Source organism: Candidatus Bathycorpusculum sp. (genome assembly GCF_009778815.1).
Classification (GTDB): Archaea; Thermoproteota; Bathyarchaeia; order Bathyarchaeales; family Bathycorpusculaceae; genus Bathycorpusculum; species Bathycorpusculum hydrogenotrophicum.
Map to the genome: position 1 here is coordinate 1 of NZ_WRFL01000038.1, position 24060 is coordinate 24060.

Annotated in this window: 21 protein-coding genes and 1 rRNA gene; 6 read left to right on the forward strand and 16 right to left on the reverse strand. The window is 43.6% G+C overall.

Annotated elements, in window-relative coordinates; all coding sequences use genetic code 11:
• Positions 1–218 precede the first annotated feature (218 nt).
• Complete coding sequence (locus FWF39_RS08025; RefSeq protein WP_343382922.1) at positions 219–926, reverse strand: hypothetical protein; 708 nt, start codon at positions 924–926, stop codon at positions 219–221.
• Positions 927–1016: 90 nt separating this feature from the next.
• On the opposite strand from FWF39_RS08025, the gene FWF39_RS08030 reads away from it, so the two are divergent.
• Entirely contained in the window at positions 1017–2000 is a 984-nt protein-coding gene (locus tag FWF39_RS08030; RefSeq protein ID WP_343382923.1) for a radical SAM protein, read from the forward strand.
• Here the strand turns inward: FWF39_RS08030 and FWF39_RS08035 are convergent.
• The 8 genes from FWF39_RS08035 to FWF39_RS08070 all read right to left on the reverse strand — a co-directional run bounded on the left by FWF39_RS08035 (position 1989) and on the right by FWF39_RS08070 (position 9968).
• A complete protein-coding gene (locus FWF39_RS08035) occupies positions 1989–3320 on the reverse strand; it encodes a hypothetical protein (RefSeq protein ID WP_343382924.1) in 1332 nt (443 codons plus the stop codon). The genes FWF39_RS08030 and FWF39_RS08035 overlap by 12 nt on opposite strands.
• A gap of 314 nt (positions 3321–3634) precedes the next feature.
• Positions 3635–4819, reverse strand: a complete 1185-nt coding sequence (locus FWF39_RS08040; RefSeq protein ID WP_343382925.1) for a kelch repeat-containing protein — start codon at positions 4817–4819, stop codon at positions 3635–3637.
• Between the two features lie 313 nt (positions 4820–5132).
• The gene (locus FWF39_RS08045) at positions 5133–5996 is read right to left on the reverse strand and encodes a hypothetical protein (protein ID WP_343382926.1); all 864 of its coding nucleotides are present in this window, start codon (positions 5994–5996) and stop codon (positions 5133–5135) included.
• Positions 5997–6253: 257 nt separating this feature from the next.
• Positions 6254–6727: a hypothetical protein gene (locus FWF39_RS08050; protein ID WP_343382927.1), complete on the reverse strand. Its 474-nt coding sequence runs from the start codon at positions 6725–6727 to the stop codon at positions 6254–6256.
• A complete protein-coding gene (locus FWF39_RS08055; RefSeq protein ID WP_343382928.1) occupies positions 6728–7213 on the reverse strand; it encodes a hypothetical protein in 486 nt (161 codons plus the stop codon). It lies immediately after the preceding gene.
• A 42-nt stretch (positions 7214–7255) separates the two neighbouring features.
• Positions 7256–8011 carry a hypothetical protein gene (locus FWF39_RS08060; RefSeq protein ID WP_343382929.1) on the reverse strand — a complete coding sequence of 252 codons (756 nt, stop codon included), beginning with the start codon at positions 8009–8011 and terminating at the stop codon, positions 7256–7258.
• Between the two features lie 97 nt (positions 8012–8108).
• Positions 8109–8954 (reverse strand): hypothetical protein, encoded by an 846-nt coding sequence (locus FWF39_RS08065; RefSeq protein WP_343382930.1) that lies wholly within the window; start codon positions 8952–8954, stop codon positions 8109–8111.
• Positions 8955–9032: 78 nt separating this feature from the next.
• A complete protein-coding gene (locus tag FWF39_RS08070) occupies positions 9033–9968 on the reverse strand; it encodes an FxLYD domain-containing protein (protein ID WP_343382931.1) in 936 nt (311 codons plus the stop codon).
• 158 nt (positions 9969–10126) lie between these two features.
• On the opposite strand from FWF39_RS08070, the gene FWF39_RS08075 reads away from it, so the two are divergent.
• From FWF39_RS08075 to FWF39_RS08085, 3 genes are read left to right on the forward strand one after another with little or no spacing between them, the layout of a single operon-like run.
• A complete protein-coding gene (locus FWF39_RS08075) occupies positions 10127–10618 on the forward strand; it encodes a hypothetical protein (RefSeq protein ID WP_343382932.1) in 492 nt (163 codons plus the stop codon).
• 21 nt (positions 10619–10639) lie between these two features.
• Entirely contained in the window at positions 10640–11695 is a 1056-nt protein-coding gene (locus FWF39_RS08080; RefSeq protein ID WP_343382933.1) for a DNA cytosine methyltransferase, read from the forward strand.
• Between the two features lie 39 nt (positions 11696–11734).
• Positions 11735–12145, forward strand: a complete 411-nt coding sequence (locus FWF39_RS08085; RefSeq protein WP_343382934.1) for a very short patch repair endonuclease — start codon at positions 11735–11737, stop codon at positions 12143–12145.
• 598 nt (positions 12146–12743) lie between these two features.
• Here FWF39_RS08085 and FWF39_RS08090 read toward each other — a convergent pair.
• A complete protein-coding gene (locus FWF39_RS08090) occupies positions 12744–13391 on the reverse strand; it encodes a hypothetical protein (RefSeq protein WP_343382935.1) in 648 nt (215 codons plus the stop codon).
• A gap of 616 nt (positions 13392–14007) precedes the next feature.
• Between FWF39_RS08090 and FWF39_RS08095 the strand changes: the two genes are divergently transcribed.
• Positions 14008–18381 carry an AAA domain-containing protein gene (locus tag FWF39_RS08095; RefSeq protein ID WP_343382936.1) on the forward strand — a complete coding sequence of 1458 codons (4374 nt, stop codon included), beginning with the start codon at positions 14008–14010 and terminating at the stop codon, positions 18379–18381.
• A 233-nt stretch (positions 18382–18614) separates the two neighbouring features.
• Positions 18615–18845: a hypothetical protein gene (locus FWF39_RS08100; RefSeq protein WP_343382937.1), complete on the forward strand. Its 231-nt coding sequence runs from the start codon at positions 18615–18617 to the stop codon at positions 18843–18845.
• Between the two features lie 135 nt (positions 18846–18980).
• Here the strand turns inward: FWF39_RS08100 and FWF39_RS08105 are convergent, their stop codons facing one another.
• From FWF39_RS08105 to FWF39_RS08130, 6 genes are all read right to left on the reverse strand, one after another.
• Positions 18981–19475 (reverse strand): hypothetical protein, encoded by a 495-nt coding sequence (locus FWF39_RS08105; RefSeq protein WP_343382938.1) that lies wholly within the window; start codon positions 19473–19475, stop codon positions 18981–18983.
• A gap of 7 nt (positions 19476–19482) precedes the next feature.
• On the reverse strand, positions 19483–19701 hold the full coding sequence (locus FWF39_RS08110) for a hypothetical protein (RefSeq protein WP_343382939.1): 219 nt from the start codon (positions 19699–19701) through the stop codon (positions 19483–19485).
• Positions 19702–19705: 4 nt separating this feature from the next.
• Entirely contained in the window at positions 19706–20086 is a 381-nt protein-coding gene (locus FWF39_RS08115; protein ID WP_343382940.1) for a kelch repeat-containing protein, read from the reverse strand.
• A gap of 359 nt (positions 20087–20445) precedes the next feature.
• On the reverse strand, positions 20446–20925 hold the full coding sequence (locus FWF39_RS08120) for a DUF3786 domain-containing protein (protein WP_343382941.1): 480 nt from the start codon (positions 20923–20925) through the stop codon (positions 20446–20448).
• 467 nt (positions 20926–21392) lie between these two features.
• On the reverse strand, positions 21393–22661 hold the full coding sequence (locus FWF39_RS08125; protein WP_343382942.1) for a DUF4143 domain-containing protein: 1269 nt from the start codon (positions 22659–22661) through the stop codon (positions 21393–21395).
• Between the two features lie 452 nt (positions 22662–23113).
• Positions 23114–24060 (reverse strand): 23S ribosomal RNA (locus tag FWF39_RS08130); the annotation flags it as partial.

Genomic DNA, 24060 nt, shown 5'->3' on the forward strand with positions numbered 1-24060 from the left:
CCAACCAACCAACCAACCAACCAACCAACCAACCAACCAACCAACCAACCAACCAACCAACCAACCAACCAACCAACCAACCAACCAACCAACCAACCAACCAACGACATCAATACAAAAAGGACCATAAGCTACAAAGACGACATGTATTCAGCCAGTTATTAATTGACTAAGCACTATACCGGTCTTTTGAGTTTTTATTGTTTTAAGGGTTTAGTTTAGTTATTTGCTCTATTGGGTATGCGAAAATCTCGTTTTTTACCAAGGCCATAGCCCACAATACAACCAATAATAGCGGTACTGCCCAGATAAGTCAAAAGGTGAACTGAATCGGGAGCAATAGCTTGAAGTAAACTTGGGCCGCCAGCAAGACTAAAGAGCACAGTCATGAGCACTGCACCAAAATAGCCGATTGCAAAACCCGCCAGGCCTCCAAGTACAAGGTAGACGCCGGGAAATTTCTTTACATCTGATCCTGATAGTAAGGGGTTAGCCAAGTACAAACAATAAGCTAGGGCTAAAATAAGACAAATAAACACTACCGTACGCAGAATAAAGTCTGTAAAATCAATATCTTGTAAATACCACAAAAAATTATAAACAAAAAGACCAGCGGTAATGGTACACAATATAAGCCAAAATTGTTTTCGCTCTTTTCGTCTACGAGTTTCCTGAATAGGATGCTCTTCTAAGAACTTTAAGGCCAATCGTCCCTTCTCAGTGAGTACATATTGGTCTTCATTATTTTTGCTTAAAAGGTCATCCAGAACCTTTAGATGATAGTTAAGCAGTTTTTCACTTATCATGTCAAATTTTTCAATTAAATCAGAGTAACTCAAACTGCCGTGCTCATGTATCGATACTAAAATCGTTTGCCTAAGATCATCTTCCAAGATTTTATAGAACAAAGCAGACTCAGAGGCCATAAAATAACATGCGTACAGTATAATTTTAGACTTTTGCAGAGGTGTATAACTAAATAGGGCTAGCCGAGTTTTATGTGAGAGCGACCAGTCATGGATTTAGTCGCGCAAATCAGAGTTTCAATAGGTACCGCCATTATTCTGGGGCTAATAGAGGGCAAGCTAAACGCGACATCATCCACTGCTTATCTGATGACTTATCGCGAGGGCAAGTGTTTGTCAAACTGTAGTTTTTGTGCCCAAGCTCAAGAAAGCAAAAGCAACACCCAGCTTCTCTCACGTATCACCTGGCCCGCCTACTCAACAACAAACGTCATAGAAGCCCTTAGCTTATGTGCCGAGCGGAAAAAAATCAATCGGGTCTGCATTCAAGCCCTAAACTATCCAGAGGTTTTCAGCCACCTAAAAACGTTGACCAAAGAAATCAAGAGACGCACCGCCCTTGAGGTTTCGCTTTGCTGTCAACCTCAAAGCAGAGAAACCATAGAGCAACTAAAAGAGGCAGGCGCCGACCGCTTAGGTATTGCCTTAGACGGCGCAACACCAAGGGTGTTTAGCCAGGTAAAGGGCGGGGGTTATTGTTGGGAAAACCAGTTTTTACTCTTTGAGAAGGCCCTGTTAGTTTTTGGCAGGGGAAAGATCAGTACTCATCTGATTGCAGGGTTGGGTGAAACTGAGCGGGAAACCGCAGAGACCATGCAACGTTGTGTGGATTTGGGAGTTTTACCGGCGTTGTTTGCGTTTACGCCCGTGCGGGGCACCGCTTTGGAGAAAACCGCGTCACCAAAGATATCAACATATCGAAGAGTGCAACTTGCCCGATACTTAATTGTTCAAGGAGAAACCAAAACCGCCAACTTTACCTATAATACAGATGGAAAAATCATAGGTTTTGGATTAGAAAACTCGCGCTTAGAATCAATAATAAGCTCGGGTGTACCGTTCCAAACCTCGGGTTGTCTTGGGTGTAATCGGCCCTACTACAATGAAAGACCCAGCGGACCCATCTACAACTATCCAAAAGCCCCAAATAAAGAAGAGATAGCAAAAATAAAAGAGGAATATTTAGCTGATTAGTTGATCTGCGTTTTGTTGTTTTTTAGTATTTTTGGGCAGTTTAGGATGCTGGTGAGTCACTTGCTCAACAAGCCGCCAAAATTCATCCATCGTGTAGCCTTTGAGCAGATCCTTCATGAGCTTTTTGACTTGGTAGTAGGTCATCTGAGACTCGCCTTTGTCAAGGTTTTCCTGGGGACCCTTGATACGACGGAACAACTCATCCATCTGCCGCGGAGAAGCGCGTATACCGGCTTTTTCGAGCAGTTTTTGGATAAGTGTTTGACCCGTGTTTCGACCGATGAAAATCAGGGTTTCGCGCCCAACAATTTCTGGCGGAAAAGGCTCAAATACCAAGGGTTGGGCCATCATCTCTTCAGCTTCGTGAGTGAAAATGTTTTCGCCGATGATGGGTTTATGGAACTGAATAGGCATTGCAAAGGCTTTCTCTGTGGATTGGGCAATACGATAGATTTTACCCAGATCAATACCTGTGTCGATGTTGTAGAGTAACTCTGTAGCCGTAACAACTTCCTCAAAAGGTGCAATACCAGCACGTTCGCCAAAGCCAGCAATACAGGTGTGGAGATAACTCACACCCTCTTCCATGGCGGCTAGGGTGTTAGCAGAGGCAAGGCCGAAGTCGTTGTGGCAGTGGATGGAGAGCGGAGCTTTCTTTTTAACGGCTTCAGGCAATCCGTCGCGTATATGAGAGATAAGATAGCGCATAGAGAGGGGCCGTATGAAGCCGACACTATCAGCTATGCCAAGACGGGTCGCGCCTGCTTCAACTGCGGCTTGGAAAACTTGGAGGATCTCTTCAAGGGGAGTTCGGGTGCCATCCATGAGGTTAAAGTTTATAGTTGTGCCGTGTTTTTTGGCGTATTCGATACTTTCAACTATGCGCTGGAGACCCTGTTCTTTAGTTAATCTGAGTTTATACTCGAGGTTTAAACCGTTAATGGGAGATTCAAGAGTTATTTCTTTTATGCCGCACTCTATGCAGGCATTTATGCTATTTTTGGTGGGTTCCGCTGAGGCTGTGAGTTTCGCGTTGCTAAAGCTTTCATTAACTATGCGTTTAACAGCACGTTTTTCTTCCTCTGATATGGCAGGGAATCCTACGTTGATTACAGATACGCCTGCTTCATCCATCAATTTAGCGAGCCTAACCTGCTCGACATAGGTTAAGTAAACAGTAGGAGCTTTGAGACCTTCCCGGAAGGTTTCATCCCAGATGAATACTCTATCAGGTAATTTAGGAGGCAGATTCTTACGTAGGCGGTTGTAGTTTGCTATTAGCCCTTGAGCTTCAAGCTTTTTAAATATGGTCTTCCGCATACAGGCACAATCCAATAATACAGCCAGTTTAACATGTTTAATTTGCTATTTCCTATATAAAACTGTTTAAGCTGACAGGCTACAGATGTGAACTATGTTAAGCCCTGACATAAGTCTGAATCAGACAGTATTGATTTTAAACGTCGATAAACCACAAATTCCATAAAACAAACCAACACACCATTACATCACAAGATAAATAGCTGCAAACTCAACGAAACCAACTGCCACATTAACACCCCACTCAGCTCACAACCAACCAAAAAAACCAAACACACACCCCCCAGACCCCAAACACACCCACCATTCCAGAGTTAAGTAACCACCTCAGAAACATAACTTGTGTGTTTGCCCTTATTTTTAAAAAATAACACTAAAGACACAATCACAACAATAGCCGCAACCACGCCAACCAGTGCACCTACAAGAACCAAATTATCTACAGGAGAATCAGAATCAAAATCAGAGCCTGCCGTACCAGTCCCGTGATAGCCAAGGGGCACATACTGCTCATTTACAGCCAAAGGTGCGTTACCCGTGGTAGCAAATCCACCAATTACATAAAAAATATCATCAACCACACCAACACCTGAATACGAACGCTTTGTAGGCATAGCTTTAGCATCTGACCAATCATCGCCTACAGGATCATAAACCATAGTGCCAGCATTTATCCCGCCACCCAAGAAAACATAGACATTCTTGGGCGCATAAATCCCCGTTGTTGCCCCAGTAACGAAATTATACCAGAGATCCGGGTATGCGGTTTTTCCTTCACTCCATGTATCGGTTTTAGGGGTATAGATTAGAATTTTCTGATCATAGGAGAGCTTAATCTCGGTTGTGGAGTAAAATCTTGCCGTAACAATTATTTTGTCATCCACCAAGGCTGAAACAAGACCATTACCTGAACCAGGTATATCGGTTTTTTTAGTCCATAAATCAGCAGATGGATCATACATAAACAAAGTACTATCAGCTTCTATTAGAACAAAAATTTTCCCATCAACAACCTGCGCTTGAAGGCCCCCCTTACTAACAGGCAAAGATGCTTTAGCACTCCAACTATCAGAAGCTATATCATAGACCTCATTTACCACACTAAGCCCAGGTATTATTCCGCCGCCTTCATTGTAGGTATATCCACCGATGCAGTAAATTTTGCCGTCACAAGCCGCTATAGCAAAACCCTGACGGGGAGTAGGCATAGAAGTTAAAGTAACCCATGTATTAGATTTTGGATCATAGCGCTCATTAGCAGTCAGATAATTGTTCTCAGTATTAGCACCAAACGCAAGACCGCCGCCAATAGCATAAATTTTACCATCCACAACAACAACGCCTAAATGGCCTCGGGCTTGATTCATAGGAGCCAGCGTCGTCCAAGAATCCTCAACAGCCTCCGATGCCAAAACAGGACTACTACTAAATATTGCAATAAATAAACCGCTACTTAGGATAAAAAGCATAAACAAAGTCGACAGGAAAACCTTTCGCATATTTATCACAAACTCAATAGCTGTTTCTAACGTATAACTCTAATGATAGAACACCACTGTTTCACCACTAGAACAGAGACAAACTAAGTCACTTACCACTCGCTAAACAGAGACAGCAGATACACATACAATTTAACACCACAAATCAATCATCCAAACCTATGAACTCGATATAGTTTAGCGTCTCCATTAACAAGTCAGATAAGTTTGTTTCTTGTTCACCCTTGAGAGTTTTACACAAAGAGACGTACAGAGCTCATGAAATGCTATAGAAGACTGCGACAGGTTAGTTGACGAGAAAACTCGTCAACAATTAGGGCTTTGTATATTCCATCAATATCTGCTCCGTATATGATGTGCGCTCAATGTCTGATGAATCCATGGTTACTAGTTGTGTTAGGTCAGCTTTGATTAAGCGGCAGGTTCCTAGTTCTATGTAGGAGGTGCCATTTATCTGCGTACTCATCGTGGAGAGAATGGTTATGAGGGGATCATCGTTAGAGTTGCCGTATGCGTGGATGTTAAGAGCAGTACTGGTTATTTCGATGCGCATTGTTTGGAAGGTGCCTGCTGGAACGGTTATTTCTTGGATTTCTGCAAATTTTAGCGTAACTTTACCTGTCATCCCCACGTTTGCAGTACTTATGTTTACAGGCACGATCCAGACATCACCAACTTTAACAGAAGATTGGGCCAAGTATGCTAAAATTGTGGGATTACTGTCAGTGTTGTTGAAGATAAGGGGAGCACCGGGCACCATGAAGTTGTTGTAATAAGTTGCTTTACTAACGTCTATTGGAAAAAACGAGCCAGGAAATCCTATATTGGGGTTTGTAGTTATTGCTTGGTTTATTGTATAGTTTTCGCTATTTTCGCTTAGAACATCCATAATTGTTGTTAAACTTGTAGTAATAGGATAGAAAGATTCATCGATCGTTTGGCCTGTTGTTATGGTAGTTTCATAAACCATACGCTCGCCTACAGCATAGTTTAGGCGCAATTCCAAAGATGAGCCACCACTTTGGGGAATCAAAAGAGCCGCACATATCACAATGAGTACCACAAACACTGCAAAAATAGCGTAATATAAGGATCGATGACGTTTCTTGTTGGGACTTTGAATTTCAGGAGATAATGATGTCAAACTGGAAGTGTCTTCTTGTTGCTGTTTAAACATCAACAGATCACAACCTGCTCATAGATTGATTTTTCATAGAGTACACAACAACACAAATAACTCAAGCATAGGCTTTAAAGCTAATCATAGAACACCACGTTTCACAACTAGAACAGCGGTACACTATTTGTATCAACTGACCGCTATGGTTTTGGCTTGCAACAAAATTTCATTATGGCAGAATAGGAATGGGTAAGTTAGGAGCAGTTATCTTGGGCTAAAATAGTGGTATATTTGGGTAATGACCATGTTTGGTTCTATGCGGGTTGTTTCTCAGAGGTTTTTTTGATGCTGTTGTTTACTGTTTTTTTGCGTAGCCATATGCCTTCACTTAAAAATAGCACTACTGCTATGGCGGTGGGAACCATCAGGTAGAACAGATACAAACTGGGGGTCTGTCCACTTTGGAAGAAAGGCACCGCAATAACGGCAACTTCAACAAGTAAGATACCGATGAAAAAGAAGGCATAGAAGATAAGCCGGGGCACTAGGGTTTTTCCTACCCATAAATGTCCGCTGACATTAATTTTTTCTTTAACATAGTATTCGCCATAGGGGTTTTTGGAGATCAAACCTATGGTTTCGAGTTTTTGGAGGTGCCAGTAGGCAACACTTGGACTGCTAAGGTTTGCAAGCCGCATAGTCTCCCTTGGACCCAGCGGTTTGCCTTCATGCACTAATATAGTGTAGACGTTAAGGGTGGTGCCTTCGAGTTCGTCGGTGTTAATCATTTAGTTTACCTCGCTTATTGTGGCTTCTATGCCGTTTGGGGCAATCTGGAAGATTTCTCCTGGGACCAAAATGGTGTTATATTGGTAGCCTAAGAGGGTTTTTTCTAAGGGGACAGTTTGCAACCAAGTTGCTGTGGAGACTGTGTTTGAGTAGACGTTGTCGATGGGCATGTTTGTGATATAGTTGGTTATGGAGCCAAAGAGCGTGATGGCGCCGTTTTCCAGTGATGTTAGGGTATTTTGTACTTCTGAGGTGTTGCTTACTGTACAGATGCCGGTGAAGACGATTAGTTTAGACTGATGAGGTTGCCATGTGCGATCAAACTGGGCCTGGAAGAAAACGCTGCGGAGGGGACCATTACCATTATAGTTTGTCCAGCTCGGTAAGTCTGTGACAGGGCCGACGCTTGTGTTTCCCTCATTTCGGTAGATTGGGGTACCTGAGTACAGAGTGCGGGCGACTAGGGTGTTTTGTGCGAGAATCATAGGTTGTGCGATACCGGGTGTAACATGTCCGGTGACATCAACCTAGGCACCATTGATGTACATGTGGGTGGCTGCAAGATATGTGGGATCGTAGTATTCAGCGATGGGGACGCCCTCTATCCAGGTGCCTATTTCGCTGGCGTTTTGGGGTAACTTGGGAACAGAAGAGTTGAGCGCATGTTGGCTATCCATAATGGGAAAGAGGTTGTAGGGATAATCTTTGCCGGGAATCCAAGTGGTGTTAACCCATTTGCCGTCAAGATAGACGCCCGGTGCAACGCCTCCAAAGCTGGTTTGAGAACCCCGAGGGTCAACGCCGCCAAAATAGTCATCAAGATAGATGACACCGGGTACAGCGTTTTCGAAACGGGTTTGTGAATCACGAGAATCACCACTGCCAAAATAGACACCGCCAAGTATGGTGGGTTCTATACTGATTTTTTGGGCGGCGGCAAAGGTGGTTTCATACATGTGAGCAGTCAAGTCAGAGAGGTTTGTGATGTTGGCCACCACAGTATAGGTTATGTCGGTATACTTGGTTGATTGGGTAATGTTTTCTAGGTATAGACTCCTGTCAGTATAATTTACCACAAATTGCGATAGGGGGATGTCTTGTGTCCAACTGTTGAGACTAAAATCAGCGTAAACCAACTCTATGCTAAAATCTGCTTTTGGACCCTGAGGCACATGAGGATAAGACACTATATCTATGGGAAAAATCAACAAAGGAGCCGTAAAGGCGATTCCGCTAAGCAACGCCAAAACAGCAACAAAGATGATCTTATACCCAAACTTCATGTCTGCACACTACTTGAAAACAGGTAATGTGGCATCTATTAACTCTAATTGACGAACAAAGTGTTCTACTGTAAGAACGGACAAAACATTAAAAGGGTTAGGTTGGGGGAGTTTGTTTTATGAGGGCGTTTATGGCATCAATTAGTGCGTTGCAGGCGGTTTGTCGTGCGGGTACGGAGGTGTCGGTTTCGAGTTTCTCTAGTTCTTGATGCAGGTGATCGGATTTTTCGTTTAGTTCTTGTTTGTGTTTTTCATAGTTGTCATGGAGTTTTTCTTGTTCTGCGGTAAAGCTTTGGATGGCGAGTTCGGAGTTGTTTTTGGCGGTTGCGAGATCTTTTGTGATTTGGTCGAGTTTTTCTTGGACACGTTTTTTTTCGTTGAATTGGTAGAATTTGACTTTAACGTTTTGTTGTGCGTCAAGTTCTTCTTCGAGTTGGCGGATTTGGTTTGTTTGGCGGGTGATTTCACTGTTGCGGCGGTTGCTGAGTTCGCGGGTTTTCTCGGCGTATTCTCGGTCGGCTTCAGCTACTTGATGGTTGTTATCAACTAATGCTTTAGCTTCTTCGGAGAGGGTGGATTCGGCTATTTTGCTTTGCGCCAGAGCGTCGGTGACATCGAGAAAGGTTTGTGTTCGGGTTTTTTGGAATTGTTCATTTGGTTGGATGGCGGGGTTGGATTCGAATGTTTCTATGATTTGGCGCAGGTTTACAAGCCAGTCGTCATAGTAGTTGCTAAATGGGGAGAGCGCAAAAATTTGGTTTCCTATGCGTTCGATGCTTGTGAGGGTGCGTTGAGCTATTTCTTGGGGGGAAATTTGGGGGGTTTCTTCTTGGAGATATTTGGCACCTTGGCGTTGTTTTTTTGTTTTGGTTTTTTTGTCTTGTGAGGCTTTGGAGAATTGTCTACTGGCGCCTTTGCGTCCAGTTTGTTGTCTGAAACTCATGTTATTTCAGTGGTATGAAGCAATATTTAAAGACTAATACACTCCACGCCAAAGGGTGCTCTAAAAAAATTGAGCGGATTATTTTTTGGGTTTTTTTGTGTTTTGTTTGGGCTCATCGGGTTGGGTTTTAGTAGCAGATGCTTTGGTTTTTTTAAATAGAAACAGCACAGCAACAACAATGACAACGACCACTATAATTATGGCTATGTAGGTGATTGAGGGATCGATACTTGCTGATGCTACAGGATCTTTTGTGGCGACGCTTATGGGTCCGGGAGTGGGGGTTTCAACGATTATTGGGGGTGTGCCTTGGAGTACTGTTCCGGTAACTTGGATTAGCAGGCTATAACTGGCGATTTTTAAGTCCTCGGGAACCACGGTTTGATTTAGGTCCCGTGCGCCGACTTTAAAACTAGTGGTTTGGGAAGGTGATAGGTTTATAGGATCGGTTAGGCCTACGCCGGCGAGTTTGCCTTGTTCAGTAAAGTAGGTTGCGATAATACGGGTTTCTTTTGCATCTTGGGTGCCGGTGTTTTTGAGTGTGCCCTCAACCCAGAAGGTGCCGTCTTTGGCTACAATTCCTTTGTCATCTGTGATGGCCATATCAGAGTAGAAGTAATCTGCGGTGGGATCAGCAGATGCTACGTTAAATTCTATTTTTGAGAAGGTTCTATCGCCCCAGCCAAGCGAATCGGGGGACGAAAACTCCAAGTATACGGGAGCTTTTTGCTGAGGAATCAAATTATAACCCCACAACCAGCCAAAAGTTTCAGATGTAGAACCATCTGATAAGGTCAGAGTGCCACCGATTACAGCTTTGGAGATGGTGTTTGGACCGGTATTTTGGACTTCGGCTATAACAACCAATAAGCCCACTTGATCAAAGTACCAGTTATAGTTGTCTAGGACCTTTAGGCTGGAGGTTTGAGCATTAGCAGGGTTAGATAGGGTAAATGGGCTCAGCGTTATGACAAATATCAAAAACAGTAAACAAACAACTTGGGTTTTTTTCATCCGAGGTGCCTTCGCGTATTTGCACAGCAACGCAGTATAAATCAGTTTTTCCAAAATTCTCCGCAACTACGGGTTTAGAAAACAGGTTATTTGTGTAGAGGTTATTTTGCGTAAGTCTTAAATGTATATGGTAACCATAGCATGTTAGAGCAGTACATATGATAGAAAAATTACATCCTTATGTAGTATTTCTTCCCCAAGAAAAAAAGGATAAAATTCTAAGCGCCATCTTTGGATCCAAAGCAGGCGTCGACGTCTTGCGATTTGCCCTAAAACAAGGCATCGCCAAAAACATCTACCAAAAAGACTTAGTGAAAAATCTCAACTACTCAAACAAAACCATCATCGAAAACCTCAAAACCCTAACCGCCCTAGGGGTTCTAAATGAAAGCATGGAAAAAAAAGACAAAGAAGACCGTATCATCTGGATAAAAGCCTACCAACTCACCCAGCTAGGAAGATGGTTTGCCCTTCTCATAGCCGAAGAAACTGAACTCTCCGCCGAAGAAAAAACCGAAATCCTCCAAAGCCTCTTTCGCACCTACGTCAAACAAGTCAAACGCCTAGCAGAAGAAATCGGCATAAGCGACAAAGTCCTCGTAGAAACCTTCAAAGACGAAATGAAACAACCAACAACCAAACAACCCTAAAGGCACATCGCAGGAAATTTTGTGACAGACTTCAGGTTAGGCGAATTGTTCTGCGGCGCAGGTGGATTAGCACTAGCCGCAAAAACAACCCAAATAACGCTCCCAACAGAAAAAAGCAACATCACCCATGCCTGGGCAACCGATTACAATACAGATGCCTGTGAAACCTACCGCCAAAACATCAACCAAACCAATGTAATCTGCTGTAATGTAGCGGACCTAAAAATGGAAAACCTACCCCCCACAGATGCATTAGCATTTGGATTTCCCTGCAACGACTTTAGCGACATAGGCCAAAAAAAAGGCTTCAGCGGCAACTATGGACCCCTCTACCGCTACTGCATAAAAGCACTACAACACTTTAAACCCAAATGGTTCTTAGCAGAAAACGTATGCGGACTACGCAACGCCCACAACGGAGAAGCCCTAAACACCATCCTAAACGAAATGATCAAAACAGGCTACAACATTGTACCCCACCTCTACTACTTTGAACACTACCAAGTTCCCCAAGCACGACACCGCATCATAATTGTGGGCACAAGAAAAGATCTCAAACTAAACTTTCACGTTCCCGCACCCCAAAACAAAACACCCATAACCTGCCAAGAAGCCATAGAAAACCCACCCATACCACCCAATGCCCCAAACCACGAATTCACCCGACAATCACCCCAAGTCATAGAACGCCTCCAACACATAAAAGAAGGCCAAAACGCATTCACCGCAAACCTACCAACACACCTACAACTCAAAGTACAAGGCGCCACCATCAGCCAAATCTACCGACGACTCAACCCCACAAAACCCGCCTACACCGTAACAGGAAGCGGCGGCGGAGGCACCCACATCTACCACTGGAGTGAAAACCGAGCCCTAACCAACCGCGAACGAGCACGACTACAAACATTCCCAGACTCCTTTACATTCCATGGACATAGAGGAAGCGTACGACGACAAATCGGCATGGCCGTCCCACCCAGAGGCGCACAACCAATCTTTGAAGCAATCCTAAAAACCTTCGCAAACATCCCATACAACCACATCAAACCCAACATCACAATGACTTTAGAATAACAACAAAAAGAGTAAACAAACAACCTATGGAGAAATATGATGGATAATCTTACGCCTGAGCAACGCAGAAAAAACATGCAACACATCCGCTCAACCGGAACCGTTGCAGAGAAATTACTAATGGATGAGCTACGGCAAAGAGGCATAACATTTTCCAGCTATGACAAAACAGTTATGGGTAAGCCCGATCTGGTCTTCTCTGAGCAAAAAGTAGTGGTGTTTGTAGACTCAGACTTTTGGCACGGTAACCCCGTGCGCTTTGTGCGGCCCAAAACCAATGTAGAATACTGGGATAAAAAAATTGCAAACAACAAAAAACGCGACCACAAAGTTAACCGAGAACTCAAAAAACAAAACTGGACCGTTATACGCATATGGGAATACGACATAAAACACAATTTGGACAATTGTGTTAAACACGTTTTAGCCAAATTAGAGAGCATTATATAACGTTATGATAAGGAATTTACATTTATTGCGAATATTGTAGAAAATTTGGTTATCAAACATATAACGAATGTTTTGAGTGTAACTTTAAAGGTAACTATGCTTTGATACTTTTTGATGTCGATAAGCGTTCAATTGTCTATGATGTTTAAAACGACCATTTCTGGCGGACGTTCTAATTGCACTCTGCACAGTCTTTTATGTAAAACTCATGTTACTTGCGCGGGGAATTCTCATAACTTATCTGGTAGTGCGACCAACGCAATTCGGTACACAGTGCGTTCCAAATTGGAAGCAGTGTAAAAGTGTCACATATACCCAAGTTCGTTCATCAAAATGAACACTTAACACTCCGTTAATTTTTCAGCCAAATTAGAATTGCGCGCCATTCCTGTCTTATCCGCGTAGCTTTAAACAACCATAATGTGTTTTTCTATTTGCCAATACACATACATCATAGCAAATCAATCACTTTTTTAAAATCATACCAATCGGATGATTTCTCTGATAGTTGAATAAATCATCGCATTCGAGACACACTGTGTCACGAATTGAGGGGGTTTTGATTTAGTATTGTCTTCATATTGACTCCTACGAATAATCACAGTCTATTCTTGAGGGTCTTTAAGCTGAAGCTGTTGTCTTTGAGGTGGTAGACTATATCTGCAGAGATTGACACTTCGGTTATTTCTTTGCTCTTACCTCTACAGTCGTCGATGGTTATTTGGATTTTCTGCTCCAACTCAGCTAGTGCTTCATTTGTGTGGCCAATCAGTTTTAGTTCAGCTAGCAATGTTTCTTTGGAGTGGGCCCCGATCATTTTGCGTCGAAGTGCCCCGCCGGCCATTTTGCGGTAGCTATAGCCCTCATAGAGAAAAGGAGCCCCCGAAAAACCCATACCCCGCAAGGCCTCCGCAACGGCGCTGGGTAAAACGCTCCAGTCAGGATAAGGCAAAAACTGATAAGGTTCAGGTACATCACCCTTCTTTTTAGGCTTAGGGGTCCGCCAAACCCAAGGGGAAGAATCGTAAACCGCATCGACTGCTTCGTCTTCTGATTCGAGTTCTGTGACGGATTTAATCATGCCCTGTTGCGGCTCAAAAATATCGCCTTTGCGCAAAAGAAACCGCACCGCCGACTGATCAGGAACCTTATCGAACTCAACCATACCCAACCCGTTTGCTTTTTGTTCTCTTTGAATCCACTTTAACGTCTCAACACTACGTTCCGCGATGGATTTCTCTGACATCACATATCATCCCATAACTGTAATTAAGAGTAGTTCTCTGTCGATAAATAATACTGTTACGACAAAAAAAGCCCTATGACAAAAAGGGTTGTTCAGGTTTCTTTTGCGGTTCTGTTTTTGATCTAGTTGGAACATCAGAGAAGGGCGTTTTAGTACATACTCGAAGGCTTTAGGACAAAACATGTCGATTGACTTTTATGTGTAGCAAATCCCCGCTTCTCAAGCTTCGAATGAGCTTTTTATATGCCGGACGCTCAAAAACTGCCGGGCTACTTATCCGTAAACACATTTCTGGCGGTATTTGCAACCCATTCATCGCCAAAACCGGCCTGTCCCATTTTGTTCCTTGATAGAATTTTGAGGCTACCCTAAACAGGACGATTGAAAGCTGTAAAACAACCGATATTGTGCCTTCAAACCATTTTCGTGAGGCCGCGAAAATGGTCGCCTTGAGAAAGGAGCAAACAAACAGATTAAAGATTACATGCTCTAAATGTGGATAGCATTCAAAGATCAACCAGAAGGTACAGAACGGTTTTGAGGAGTAAAAGTGGAGTAATCAACGCTAAATACAATAAGGCGCTAAAATAAAGCAATACCATAGGCAGGCAACACAGTGAGCACCGAAGAGTTTAGCGTAGAGTTTTCCACCAGTAACGATGATGCCGACGAAGAAGCGGATGAACCGGAAGGTACTTTGACAGCTTCAGGGATAGCGGAGTATATTCGGTTTAATTGTTGTCCGCGTTTTTTCAAGCTTAAATTTGAGGCTAAAGAGGTTAAAAAGCGTGTTTGGCCAGAGGCGTTTAAACCCATAAGTCCTCTGCTATATGGAGTGGGTAAAGCCTTAGAAGAAAAAAAGGTGGCTGAACTCAAAGAGAAAGCCGCAGATTATATGGATTTCACTGTTTATGATCCTAAAACGCATGGTAAGCGGGGTTGGGAAAAAGCACGCGATTCGATGGATAATCTGCGCTATATTATTGAACATCAGCTCTCTGAGGGAGAGAAAACCGAGCAAAAACCTCTGTTGCTCTATCAGGTACCCATGAAGGGCCTTATTGGCGTGTGGGAAATTAAGGGTATTGCGGATTTGATTGCGATTTGGCCACTCAAAGATGGGAAAGTGAAGGTACGTATTTTTGAGTTAAAGGCCTCCTGGAAAGAACAAACCGCCCACCGCATCCAGGTTGCTATCTATGCATTGCTGCTCACCCAAGAATTAGACAGCATGCTCACCCAAATAGAGTTAGAGGGGGGCGTTATCAATCGCGAAACCAGCCTTGAAAAACTCGACCCTGACAGTTTGCCAAAATTCAAATTAGGTCCGCTTATCCAAGATGTGGAGCGCTTACTGGCCCAGAACGGGGAATTAAACCGTATCCGCCAAACCTCCATCGAAGAGGTCGAATACCAGCTTTGCTGGCAATGTGAGACCTGCGGCTTTAATGAATGCTGTATTGTCTGTGCAGTTGAAAATGAGAGCGTGGCCCTGCTAAATTTAAGCCGGGGGGAGCAAAAAACGCTCAGACACCACGGCGTCACAAAACTAGAGGACCTCGCAAAACTCAAAGCGGTAACCGATACAGCTAATCTGCGGCCCTATGACTTCAAAACCAGCCCAGCTAAAGACCACAAAAAAGTGCAAGAGTTATCCACAAATCCTATCATTGGCGCCAAACTAGATTGGCTGATCCAACGCGCTCAGTATATGTTAGGTGGGATTCGGCTCAATAGTCAGAATGCGAGTAAAAGCCGCTGGATGCCTTGGTTAACTGGAACTGGATATGGCAACTTGCCTGAAGACAGCCCCCCCACTGCAAGTAGTGACTACACGCTGGGATGCAAACCAAATGGTATGATACGGGTGTATCTTTTTGTTGAATTGGACTATATGTTAGATGTTGTTTCTATGCTTAGCGCCAAAGTCAGCTCTACGTGCTATAGAGGCGAACCTCAAACTATCTCAAAGGTTATTGCATCGCTTCCTGATGATCGGACCCAAGGTTTGGATGCAGAGAAAGCAATGATGGAGGCGTTCTTCAAAGAGTTAATTGAGGCTATAACTAAGGTGGCCGATGCCACAAATAGTGCGGCTGAAGCGCCTATTCATCTCTACTTTTTTAGCCGCCAAGAACGCGATGGACTTATGAAAGCGGTTTGCCGCCAACCCTCAATTATTGAAGCACATGCTGTTAGGGATCTGCTGGGGCTACGCCAAGCCATTGATCAGCCGATGTTTAGCATTCTTCAAGATGAAATTCAGCACCGCAAAGCCCTGCGCTTTCACAGCTCAGGACTACTGCCAATTTTGGAACAATCAGGTTATTTTGATCATAATCAATGGCGAATCAAACGCAAAGACGGCACGCTTGTCGATTTAGCACTGGTTTTCCGAGACGGCTTCTTCAACTATTCCTTGCCCTATCGCAAAAATCCCGATGGCACCATTGCGTTTCTCAAAAAAGGAGAACCAGACGGATACTACCCCGCACGAGCCAGATTTAGCGCCCAGCTACCCATTGAATACTTTTGGGGAGCAAAAGGACGTCTAGACCACTTCAATCAAGTCAAAGGCCCAGCCAAAATCCTCCTAGATAAGCGCCGATGGTGTGACTATACACAAAAAACCCGCCGCATAAGCGATGAAGAACTCAGTCTTATGGGTATAAAAATTTGTGTGGCCCTAGAGCAAATTGAGCGCTCCCTCTCTATTCGCAATCGCCGACTGGGAAAAAAACCCATAGCCATTCCAAAAATCGCCGAGTTCTCCTTGGGCAAATCCACGCTGGAACGTAGCTGTAGAGAATTTCTCGACCTAGAATACTTTTCCAAACGCCAAGAAATGTATCAACACTACGCCATGTTACCCTATCAACGCGTAGCCTCGGGACGCTCCCTTATTTTCCAATGCACCAAAATAGAGGAAACCGAACAAGAATTCACCGTCTGGGGCAAATTAATCTATGAAGGCCTCGGACTACCAAAAACAGAATGTGTAGCCAACGCTTGCCGAGTTAAGGGCTCAGATGAGTCAAGCTCAGGAGACTGGATGGTCGTCACCGAGTTGCACCGCAACCTCGAGGGCCAATTTGAAGAAACCCAAAAACACACCCCCGCAGAAGTTGAAAAATCAGCCCGCGCTATAATCGAAGCAGTCAACATACCCCAACTAGAAATCACCCTAAAAGTAATCACCTGGCCAAAAGGCAAAAAAAGCAAATACAGCGCATGGCACAAACTCCCAACCACCGACCCACAAAGAGCAGAAAAAAAGTTTATGCAACTCTTCGAAACAAAACGCTACTACATCCTAGACGAATTAGCAGACGACATAATCTCAGACCGCGCCATCCAATGCCTCGACTACGCCCACAACAACACACTCTACACCATGCTATCAGACTACCTAGCAGGCAACCCAAGCACCTCCACCCATACCGCCCTACCCAAAGAAGGCGCCGAACCATTTCTACACTGGATCAAAACCAGACAAGACAACTCACCCAAACCCGAACAACAACGCCTCATAGACCAAGTGTTTAACCAAGAACCCATTATTATGCTCCAAGGCCCCCCCGGCACAGGCAAAACCGAAACACTCCAACTCGCAGTTCTAGCCCATATAGCCGCACATCAAACAAAAGCCCCCTGCCGCGTCTTGATGGTCGCACCCACCCACAAAGCCATCCAAGAATTCATCACAAAACTCGCCCGATGCTGGCAAAAATACACCATCGAAGGCGGCAACGACTTAGCAGACCTAAACATTTACCGCATTTTAAGCAACAACAACACCAATACAACCACCCCAATAAAAGGCGTCAAATACCTAAACTACAACCAAGATGCTCAAAGCGTAAAAGAAATCACCGACTACCTCACCAACCAATCAACACTGATCACGCCAAACAAAGTCGGCACCTCAATGACACTTTGCCTCACCCCACCCGGATTATATGGTTTGATGAAAAAAATAGGTGACAAAGAACCTCCCTGGGGAGAAGCCTTCTTTGATTTACTAGTCGTGGATGAAGCCAGCATGATGCGCCTCCCTGAGCTCATCCTCTCAGGCAGTTTTCTAGCCAAAAACAGTCAAATTATAGTTGCAGGTGACCACCGCCAACTATCACCCATCGTCACCCACAACTGGGAAAAAGAAGACCGCCGCACACTCGAAGAAATGGCCGCCTTTCTATCAGCCATGGACTTTCTACGATTATTACGCAACGATGAACTAGGACTGGAACGCATTAAATGCAAAAACCCCGCCAACATACCCGCCATACGCCTCGCCGAGAGCCACCGATGCCACACCATCGTAGCCAACTTTCTACGTGAATGGGTATATGAAAAAGACGGCATAGATTTCCACTCCAACCAAACCCAAACACTACCACAAGCAACCCCAGAAACAGAGGGATTAAAAACCGCCCTAGAAGCCAAAAACATAGTTACCTTAATTGTACACGATGAAGCCGAGAGTTTCCAATCCAATCTTATCGAAGCCACCATCGTACAAGCACTTGCTAAAAACGCATCAACCCAAGATATCGGCATAATCACACCCCACAACGCACAAAAAGGAGTCCTCAAAAACCTACTCCAAAACTACAAAAACATACGAGTAGACACCGTAGAACGCTATCAAGGCGGCGAAGCCGACGCTATAATCATCTCCTCTTGTGTCAGCGACCCCGACTATGTCCGTACCGAAAGCGAATTTCTACTCAATCTAAACCGCATAAACGTCTCCATATCCCGCATGAAAAAAAAACTCATCATCATCGCCAGCCGATCCATCTTTGAATTCATGCCCACCGACGCCCGCGACTACGACAAAGCCATATTATGGCGAGGAATTTCTGAGATGCTACACTACACAGCAAACGCCAAACCCCACTGGACAGGCTCACTGGCCCAATTTCTCGGAAAAGAAGCACCCAAAGTCAAAGTTGAGATCTATGTTAACTCAGCAACCACTACATAACCAGAATTTCCTAATCTCCGCAAATTTTAGGTACTACACGGTTTATCCGCCGAACTAAGATGGTTTCTAAATGCGATAATTGTTGATACCTAACTTCCAGAAGTAAGTAATATGTTTTTGATTCTGAGCTTGATTTCGGCCTGTTTCTGTAGCAGAAGCCCTTTTAGGGCAAAAACATATTAACTTAAATAAGTAATGCTTGACTTAAATAAAAAGTGAATGAGGCGAGTTAAATGGACAAACATGACGAGAATTTGGTAGTGCGTAGTCTTTTTGTCTTTGGTGCTTGGCTTATAGTTATGACTGTTGGGCTTATGTTGCCGTTGCCTTCAACGTTCACTATAATATGGCCGTTGTATTTGCTTTCAGGGTTAACAGGTATCGGTATCCTTGCTTATTCACTAAGTCTGAATAAGAAATATCAGCTTTCACGTCAAAAAAACCAGCCAATATGTAAACCATAATCAGGTCAAATTTCATTTGAAGCGCTATTAAAACTCATTTGCTCGCTATGTTGCCCCACCGCTTTAATGGCTCTTTCAAGCACTTCGCGTACCAAAATTCAAACAACAACTCATCTAGTTATCTATGTGTGAAGTCTATTGTTTTTCTTTATTTGTAGAAGAGAACATCAACACGACCACAACAACTATAATTAGTACAACTATTCCAGCTACAAGAACTATGTTGGTTAAAGAAAATATCGAACCAGAGGACAAAGGATCTTGATAACCAAGTGGTACATATTGCTCATTTGTAGATAAAGACTGTCCCGGAATGAATCCGCCCACTACATACAAAACATCATCAACAACAGCTACACCACAGGAGATCCGCATCGTAGGCATGCCTTCGCTAACTGACCAAGTATCCTTTGCAGGATCATAAACCAGTGTAGAAGTTGTTTTATTGGAAAGGTCGCTTGTGAAGATATAGACTCTTTGAGGAGCATAAATACCCGATGTCACTCCCACAGCACCATAAATATTTGTAAAGGGCAGATTTGTTCTTTCACTCCATGAATCAGTATGCAGGTCATAAACCAAAGTTTTTGTAGAAACAGTATTTTCTGATACAAAGCCAGCAACAATCATTAGTTTATTATCCACAACAAATGAAGATGCTAGCCACAGGCTTTTCAGGTATACTGGTTTTAGCAGTCCATGAATCAGCAATGGGATCATACATAAATAAGTCATAATCAGCTAGAACAAAGATTTTTTCATCCACAACATATGCTTGATGGGATTTTGTTTCTGAAATGGGTAGAGCTGTTTTAGTGCTCCAACTATCCGTATCTATATCATAAACCTCATTCATACTATTAAGTTTCGCCCCTACCCCACATGTTTGCGGGGGTGATGACGATGCAGTAAATCTTGCCTTGATATGCGGCAATAGCAAAATTGGCCAGGCGTGTAGGCATAGACGCTAATTCAGTCCATGTATCAGTCTTGGGGTCATACCGCTCAGTTATACCTCGTGCATTGGTGTTATCATTTAATGTATAGCCGCCAATAGCATAAATTTGACCATCTACAGCAATAACTTCCAAATTTTGCCGAGGGTAATTCATTGAAGTTTTTGTATCCCAAGAATCCTCAAACGCACCGTCGGATGCTGAAACAGAACTACTACATATGACTACAAATGAACCACAACTTATGATGAAGAGCAACAACATAGAAAGCAAAACTTTCCGCATAACCCTAACCTCTTGCAGTACTATCATTTGTCCTTATAATATGTTGTTACTCAAGTGGTTAAACACTATACAATGCTCTATAGGATACTTAATTGTGGCGTTTTTGACTATGCGTTTGTACGTAAGATTGCAAGTGCTTGCACGAGTATAAGTTGGCGGGTAAGGTATCGGCTCGAGAGGTTTTATTTTTGCCCCCAAGATGCGAATGATTGTTAAGCAGAGCAGAACAAATATTTGGGTGCTCACCCAAAAAGGGTCAGGTGAGTTGCAGTAGTGATGCGCATGCAATGATGGCACTATATCAGAAGTTGACATCAGAGTTACACAATATCTACACCATCAGTCTAGCAATCAAGCACCTAGTAGGTTTTTTTAGTTGCTTCTATGAGCCGCAAAACGGCCAATTCGCCCAGCACCGCTAAATCCTCGGTGGGTAGAAAGCCTGAGGCAGATGCATCGTAGAGTATATTGGCTGATGCACCAAATTCATCTGAACCATAGAGTATAAAAGTTAAGGGAATGCCGTGTAGTGCTGAAATTTCTGCAGAACAATCACCTAAACTTAGCCGACGACCACCCAAAAATTCCACTGCCTCCGCAAGCCGAGCGGGATTTTCACCAAAAACCTGCTCAAGGGGTTTTACGGCACGATTGATAAAGGCAACTTCGTATGCATAACCTCCAGGCAAATCCTTAAACTTGATAAGCTGCCCAGTCAACGCAGAGGGTATACCCATAGTATAGTGGGTAAGCAAAGGTACAATAAGTTTCACCACCAACGCCTCAGAAAGTTTTTGAGCAAACGGATCAAGATTATCAATTATAGTACTGTCTTCCAAGTTAAGAGTAAAACCTAAAAACTCATAACACCCAGTTTCCGTTAAATGCTTGAGCCTTGTTAGAGTATGTGTGTCAAAGTTAAGTCTAATCACATAAACCACAACTACAACATAACACCGAACTGGATTAATTTTCGGTTACAACATCCACAACCAAACACACATACATAATAAAAACAAACAATCCTAAAACCGGCTTACGCTACTACTATCCCGCCACAAGCAACAAGATCATCTGGAACAAAATACTGGGTGAGCTGATCTGGAGAAGGCAAGTCTTACTATTGCCATATTTTGCCAGCAATTTTGCCGCCAGCCCCGTCAAAATCTTTTTACCACAAGTAGCTCGCTTATTTTCAAACAACACTGAGTTAAATGTGTCCTCTTCCCAAAACAAAGTTGTTTCTTGATTTCAGTTTATTCCATAATTTCTATGTTGTGTCCCCGATCAAATATTTACCGTGCTTTTAATCCTTCAAACACCCAAGCGGAATAACCCATACACCATCATCACGTTGATACGCAATTTGCGTTGCCGTCACTATTGCTAAAAATGAAGGCCCCCCCATTTTTTCTGTATCTACATTTTTCTTAAATTTCAATAGATTTTCAGCAGCTTTTTCCTCTTCATTACCGCCCATTTTAATTTCAACAGCGCCCCAACGTCCATCAGAAAGTTCAATGATGACATCAACTTCGCAACCCAATTTATCTCTGTAATAAAAAACATTGCCGTTTAAGCTATCGGCATAAACTCTCAAATCACGCACCGCCAGTGATTCAAATAGCAAACCGAAAGTATGGAGGTCATTAAACAGTTTCGCTCTATTTGCTCCAAGCAGAACACCAGCGATGGAAGGGTCGGTTAAGTGTCTTTTAGGTGTTGTTCTCATTGCGGTTTTAGACCGCATGGTCACACTCCAAACTGGCAGGTCGTCTATAACGTATAATTTTTTCAACGCGTTGATGTAGTCAACAATAGTTTTATCAGAGATTATTTCATCGTTTGCAGTTAAATCCTTCAAAATAGTTGAATTATTTACAGGCGAAGAAATGTGTCTTGCAATTGAGCGAAGTAAACTGCGTACACGTGCGGGTTTTCTTTTTTTACCATCAACACGAGACATATCCTCATTAATAATCGCTTCCACATAATCAAATACAGTTTGCATAACTGCTTCAGCATTTTTCTCTTTAACTGTTTCAGGCCAACCGCCTCGAAGTAAAATATAGGCTAGGTCATCAATTGTTAGTTTAGAAGTACCCATCATTTCTGTTTTGCCGTTAAATAAGCCTGTCAAGGATATTTCTCCGGTGGATTCCTTTGATTCAAAAAGCGACATTGTGCGCATGGTTAGTTTTGAAAAACGACCGGCACCGCTGTGCATGTTTTTTGCCATTTTAGGAACAACAGAGCCTGTTAGTATGAATTGCCCTTTGCTTTTTCTTTGGTCAACAGTAAAGCGAACAGCATTCCAAAGAACGGGGGCGTCTTGCCACTCATCTATGAGGCGTGGAGTTTCACCTTCTAACAATTCAGATGGTTTGAGCGATGCCATTTTTAGATAGTTTTCTGCAAAATCTGGGTGCTGCATATATAGTGTGCTTTTGGCAAATTGTTTTGCTGTTTCAGTTTTCCCACACCATTTTGGTCCAACAATTAAAACGGCACCCGATGATTGCAAGGCTAATTCCAGTTTTTTATCTGCAATCCGAGGCAAATACACGTTGTTCATTTTCATCACATGTTATCATCAGAAACATAATTACCGAATTTGGCAATATATTTTTTCCTATTTTGGCTAAAAATTTTTTCCTGATTTGGACAATGATGAAGAGTAACAAAACAGTCACCGGCCTGTATAAGCAATTAGAGTAATGAAAACAAACCGCCAAAAGGATATGAAAGACACTCACCTGAAAATAACAAATATAATAACAAAATAATAATGCCAAACTCAGTCTTACACAATACCCCGCCAACCCAAAATACACAAAGGACATCACCAATAAAACAAGTTTGCTAAAAATAACTACATTAAATTAAAGGTATAATAACACAAAACAATTCAATTGTTTTTTATTTACTAAAATAAAACGAACGGCTCTCCATGCACAGATCAAGCATATTTGACTCACTTAACTGAAGCAATGTGCGTCTCTGCCAAATATCGCTCAGATACTACATTGACTCGACATCTCAGGCGATTGGTGGCCGCAGGCTGAACCAGTCGACCGAAGTCTTCTGATTTACACCCCGGCTCCATCAAACCCATCTTTTATGGGTGCCTTCGTCCAGTGAAACTGGAATGGCTGCCTCTTTTCGGGAGAGGCTTCGAGCTTAGATGCTTTCAGCTCTTATCCACAACGGCGTGGCTGCCCGGCGACTGCCTTATCAGACAACCGGTTAACTAGGGGCCGCAGCGTCCAGTTCCTCTCGTACTAGGGACCCTTTCCCCTCAAGCAGCCAACACTCCCAGCAGATAAAGTCCGACCTGTCTCACGACGGTCTAAACCCAGCTCACGTTCCCTTTTAATAGGCGAGCAGCCTCACCCTTGGCCCCTTATGCAGGGCCAGGATAGGAAGAGCCGACATCGAGGTACCAAGCCGCGGGGTCGATGGGGACTCTCGCCCGCGACGAGCCTGTTATCCCTAGGGTAATTTTTCTGACACATCCAGCCCCCACCAATGGGGAGCATGGATGATCGCTAAGCCCGGATTTCTCCTCTGCGTCCCTTACTGTTTGGGACACAGTCAGGCTGGCTTTTGCCCTTGCACTCTACGGAGGATTTCTGTCCCTCCTGAGCCAACCTTAGGGCGCCCTTGATATCTTTTCAAGGGCGTGCCGCCCCAGCCGAACTGCCCACCTACCGTTGTTCCAGCCCGCTAGGGGCCGGTGAGAAACACGGTTGCAGAAAGTCGGTGTTCCATTGTTGCCTCCCCCGTGTCCCAGAGAACACAGGATCGAAAGCTCCCGACTACGCTCTGTATCCACAACCGTATTCCAGCGGCAGGCTGCAGTAAAACTCCACAGGGACTTCTTTTCCCGCTGGGAGATCGTGGACTGTTCGTCCACGTTATGTGGTTTCACCGGGTACTACGCGGGGACAGTGGGGCCCTCGTTGATCCATTCA

What these genes read in the sequence shown, in the direction of transcription:
- FWF39_RS08025 (WP_343382922.1), bottom strand. Translation starts at nt 926, where the DNA reads ATGGCCTCTGAGTCTGCTTTGTTCTATAAAATCTTGGAAGATGATCTT.
- FWF39_RS08030 (WP_343382923.1), top strand. Translation starts at nt 1,017, where the DNA reads ATGGATTTAGTCGCGCAAATCAGAGTTTCAATAGGTACCGCCATTATT.
- FWF39_RS08035 (WP_343382924.1), bottom strand. Translation starts at nt 3,320, where the DNA reads ATGCGGAAGACCATATTTAAAAAGCTTGAAGCTCAAGGGCTAATAGCA.
- FWF39_RS08040 (WP_343382925.1), bottom strand. Translation starts at nt 4,819, where the DNA reads ATGCGAAAGGTTTTCCTGTCGACTTTGTTTATGCTTTTTATCCTAAGT.
- FWF39_RS08045 (WP_343382926.1), bottom strand. Translation starts at nt 5,996, where the DNA reads ATGTTTAAACAGCAACAAGAAGACACTTCCAGTTTGACATCATTATCT.
- FWF39_RS08050 (WP_343382927.1), bottom strand. Translation starts at nt 6,727, where the DNA reads ATGATTAACACCGACGAACTCGAAGGCACCACCCTTAACGTCTACACT.
- FWF39_RS08055 (WP_343382928.1), bottom strand. Translation starts at nt 7,213, where the DNA reads ATGATTCTCGCACAAAACACCCTAGTCGCCCGCACTCTGTACTCAGGT.
- FWF39_RS08060 (WP_343382929.1), bottom strand. Translation starts at nt 8,011, where the DNA reads ATGAAGTTTGGGTATAAGATCATCTTTGTTGCTGTTTTGGCGTTGCTT.
- FWF39_RS08065 (WP_343382930.1), bottom strand. Translation starts at nt 8,954, where the DNA reads ATGAGTTTCAGACAACAAACTGGACGCAAAGGCGCCAGTAGACAATTC.
- FWF39_RS08070 (WP_343382931.1), bottom strand. Translation starts at nt 9,968, where the DNA reads ATGAAAAAAACCCAAGTTGTTTGTTTACTGTTTTTGATATTTGTCATA.
- FWF39_RS08075 (WP_343382932.1), top strand. Translation starts at nt 10,127, where the DNA reads ATGATAGAAAAATTACATCCTTATGTAGTATTTCTTCCCCAAGAAAAA.
- FWF39_RS08085 (WP_343382934.1), top strand. Translation starts at nt 11,735, where the DNA reads ATGGATAATCTTACGCCTGAGCAACGCAGAAAAAACATGCAACACATC.
- FWF39_RS08090 (WP_343382935.1), bottom strand. Translation starts at nt 13,391, where the DNA reads ATGTCAGAGAAATCCATCGCGGAACGTAGTGTTGAGACGTTAAAGTGG.
- FWF39_RS08100 (WP_343382937.1), top strand. Translation starts at nt 18,615, where the DNA reads ATGGACAAACATGACGAGAATTTGGTAGTGCGTAGTCTTTTTGTCTTT.
- FWF39_RS08105 (WP_343382938.1), bottom strand. Translation starts at nt 19,475, where the DNA reads ATGATTGTTGCTGGCTTTGTATCAGAAAATACTGTTTCTACAAAAACT.
- FWF39_RS08110 (WP_343382939.1), bottom strand. Translation starts at nt 19,701, where the DNA reads ATGAATGAGGTTTATGATATAGATACGGATAGTTGGAGCACTAAAACA.
- FWF39_RS08115 (WP_343382940.1), bottom strand. Translation starts at nt 20,086, where the DNA reads ATGCGGAAAGTTTTGCTTTCTATGTTGTTGCTCTTCATCATAAGTTGT.
- FWF39_RS08125 (WP_343382942.1), bottom strand. Translation starts at nt 22,661, where the DNA reads ATGAACAACGTGTATTTGCCTCGGATTGCAGATAAAAAACTGGAATTA.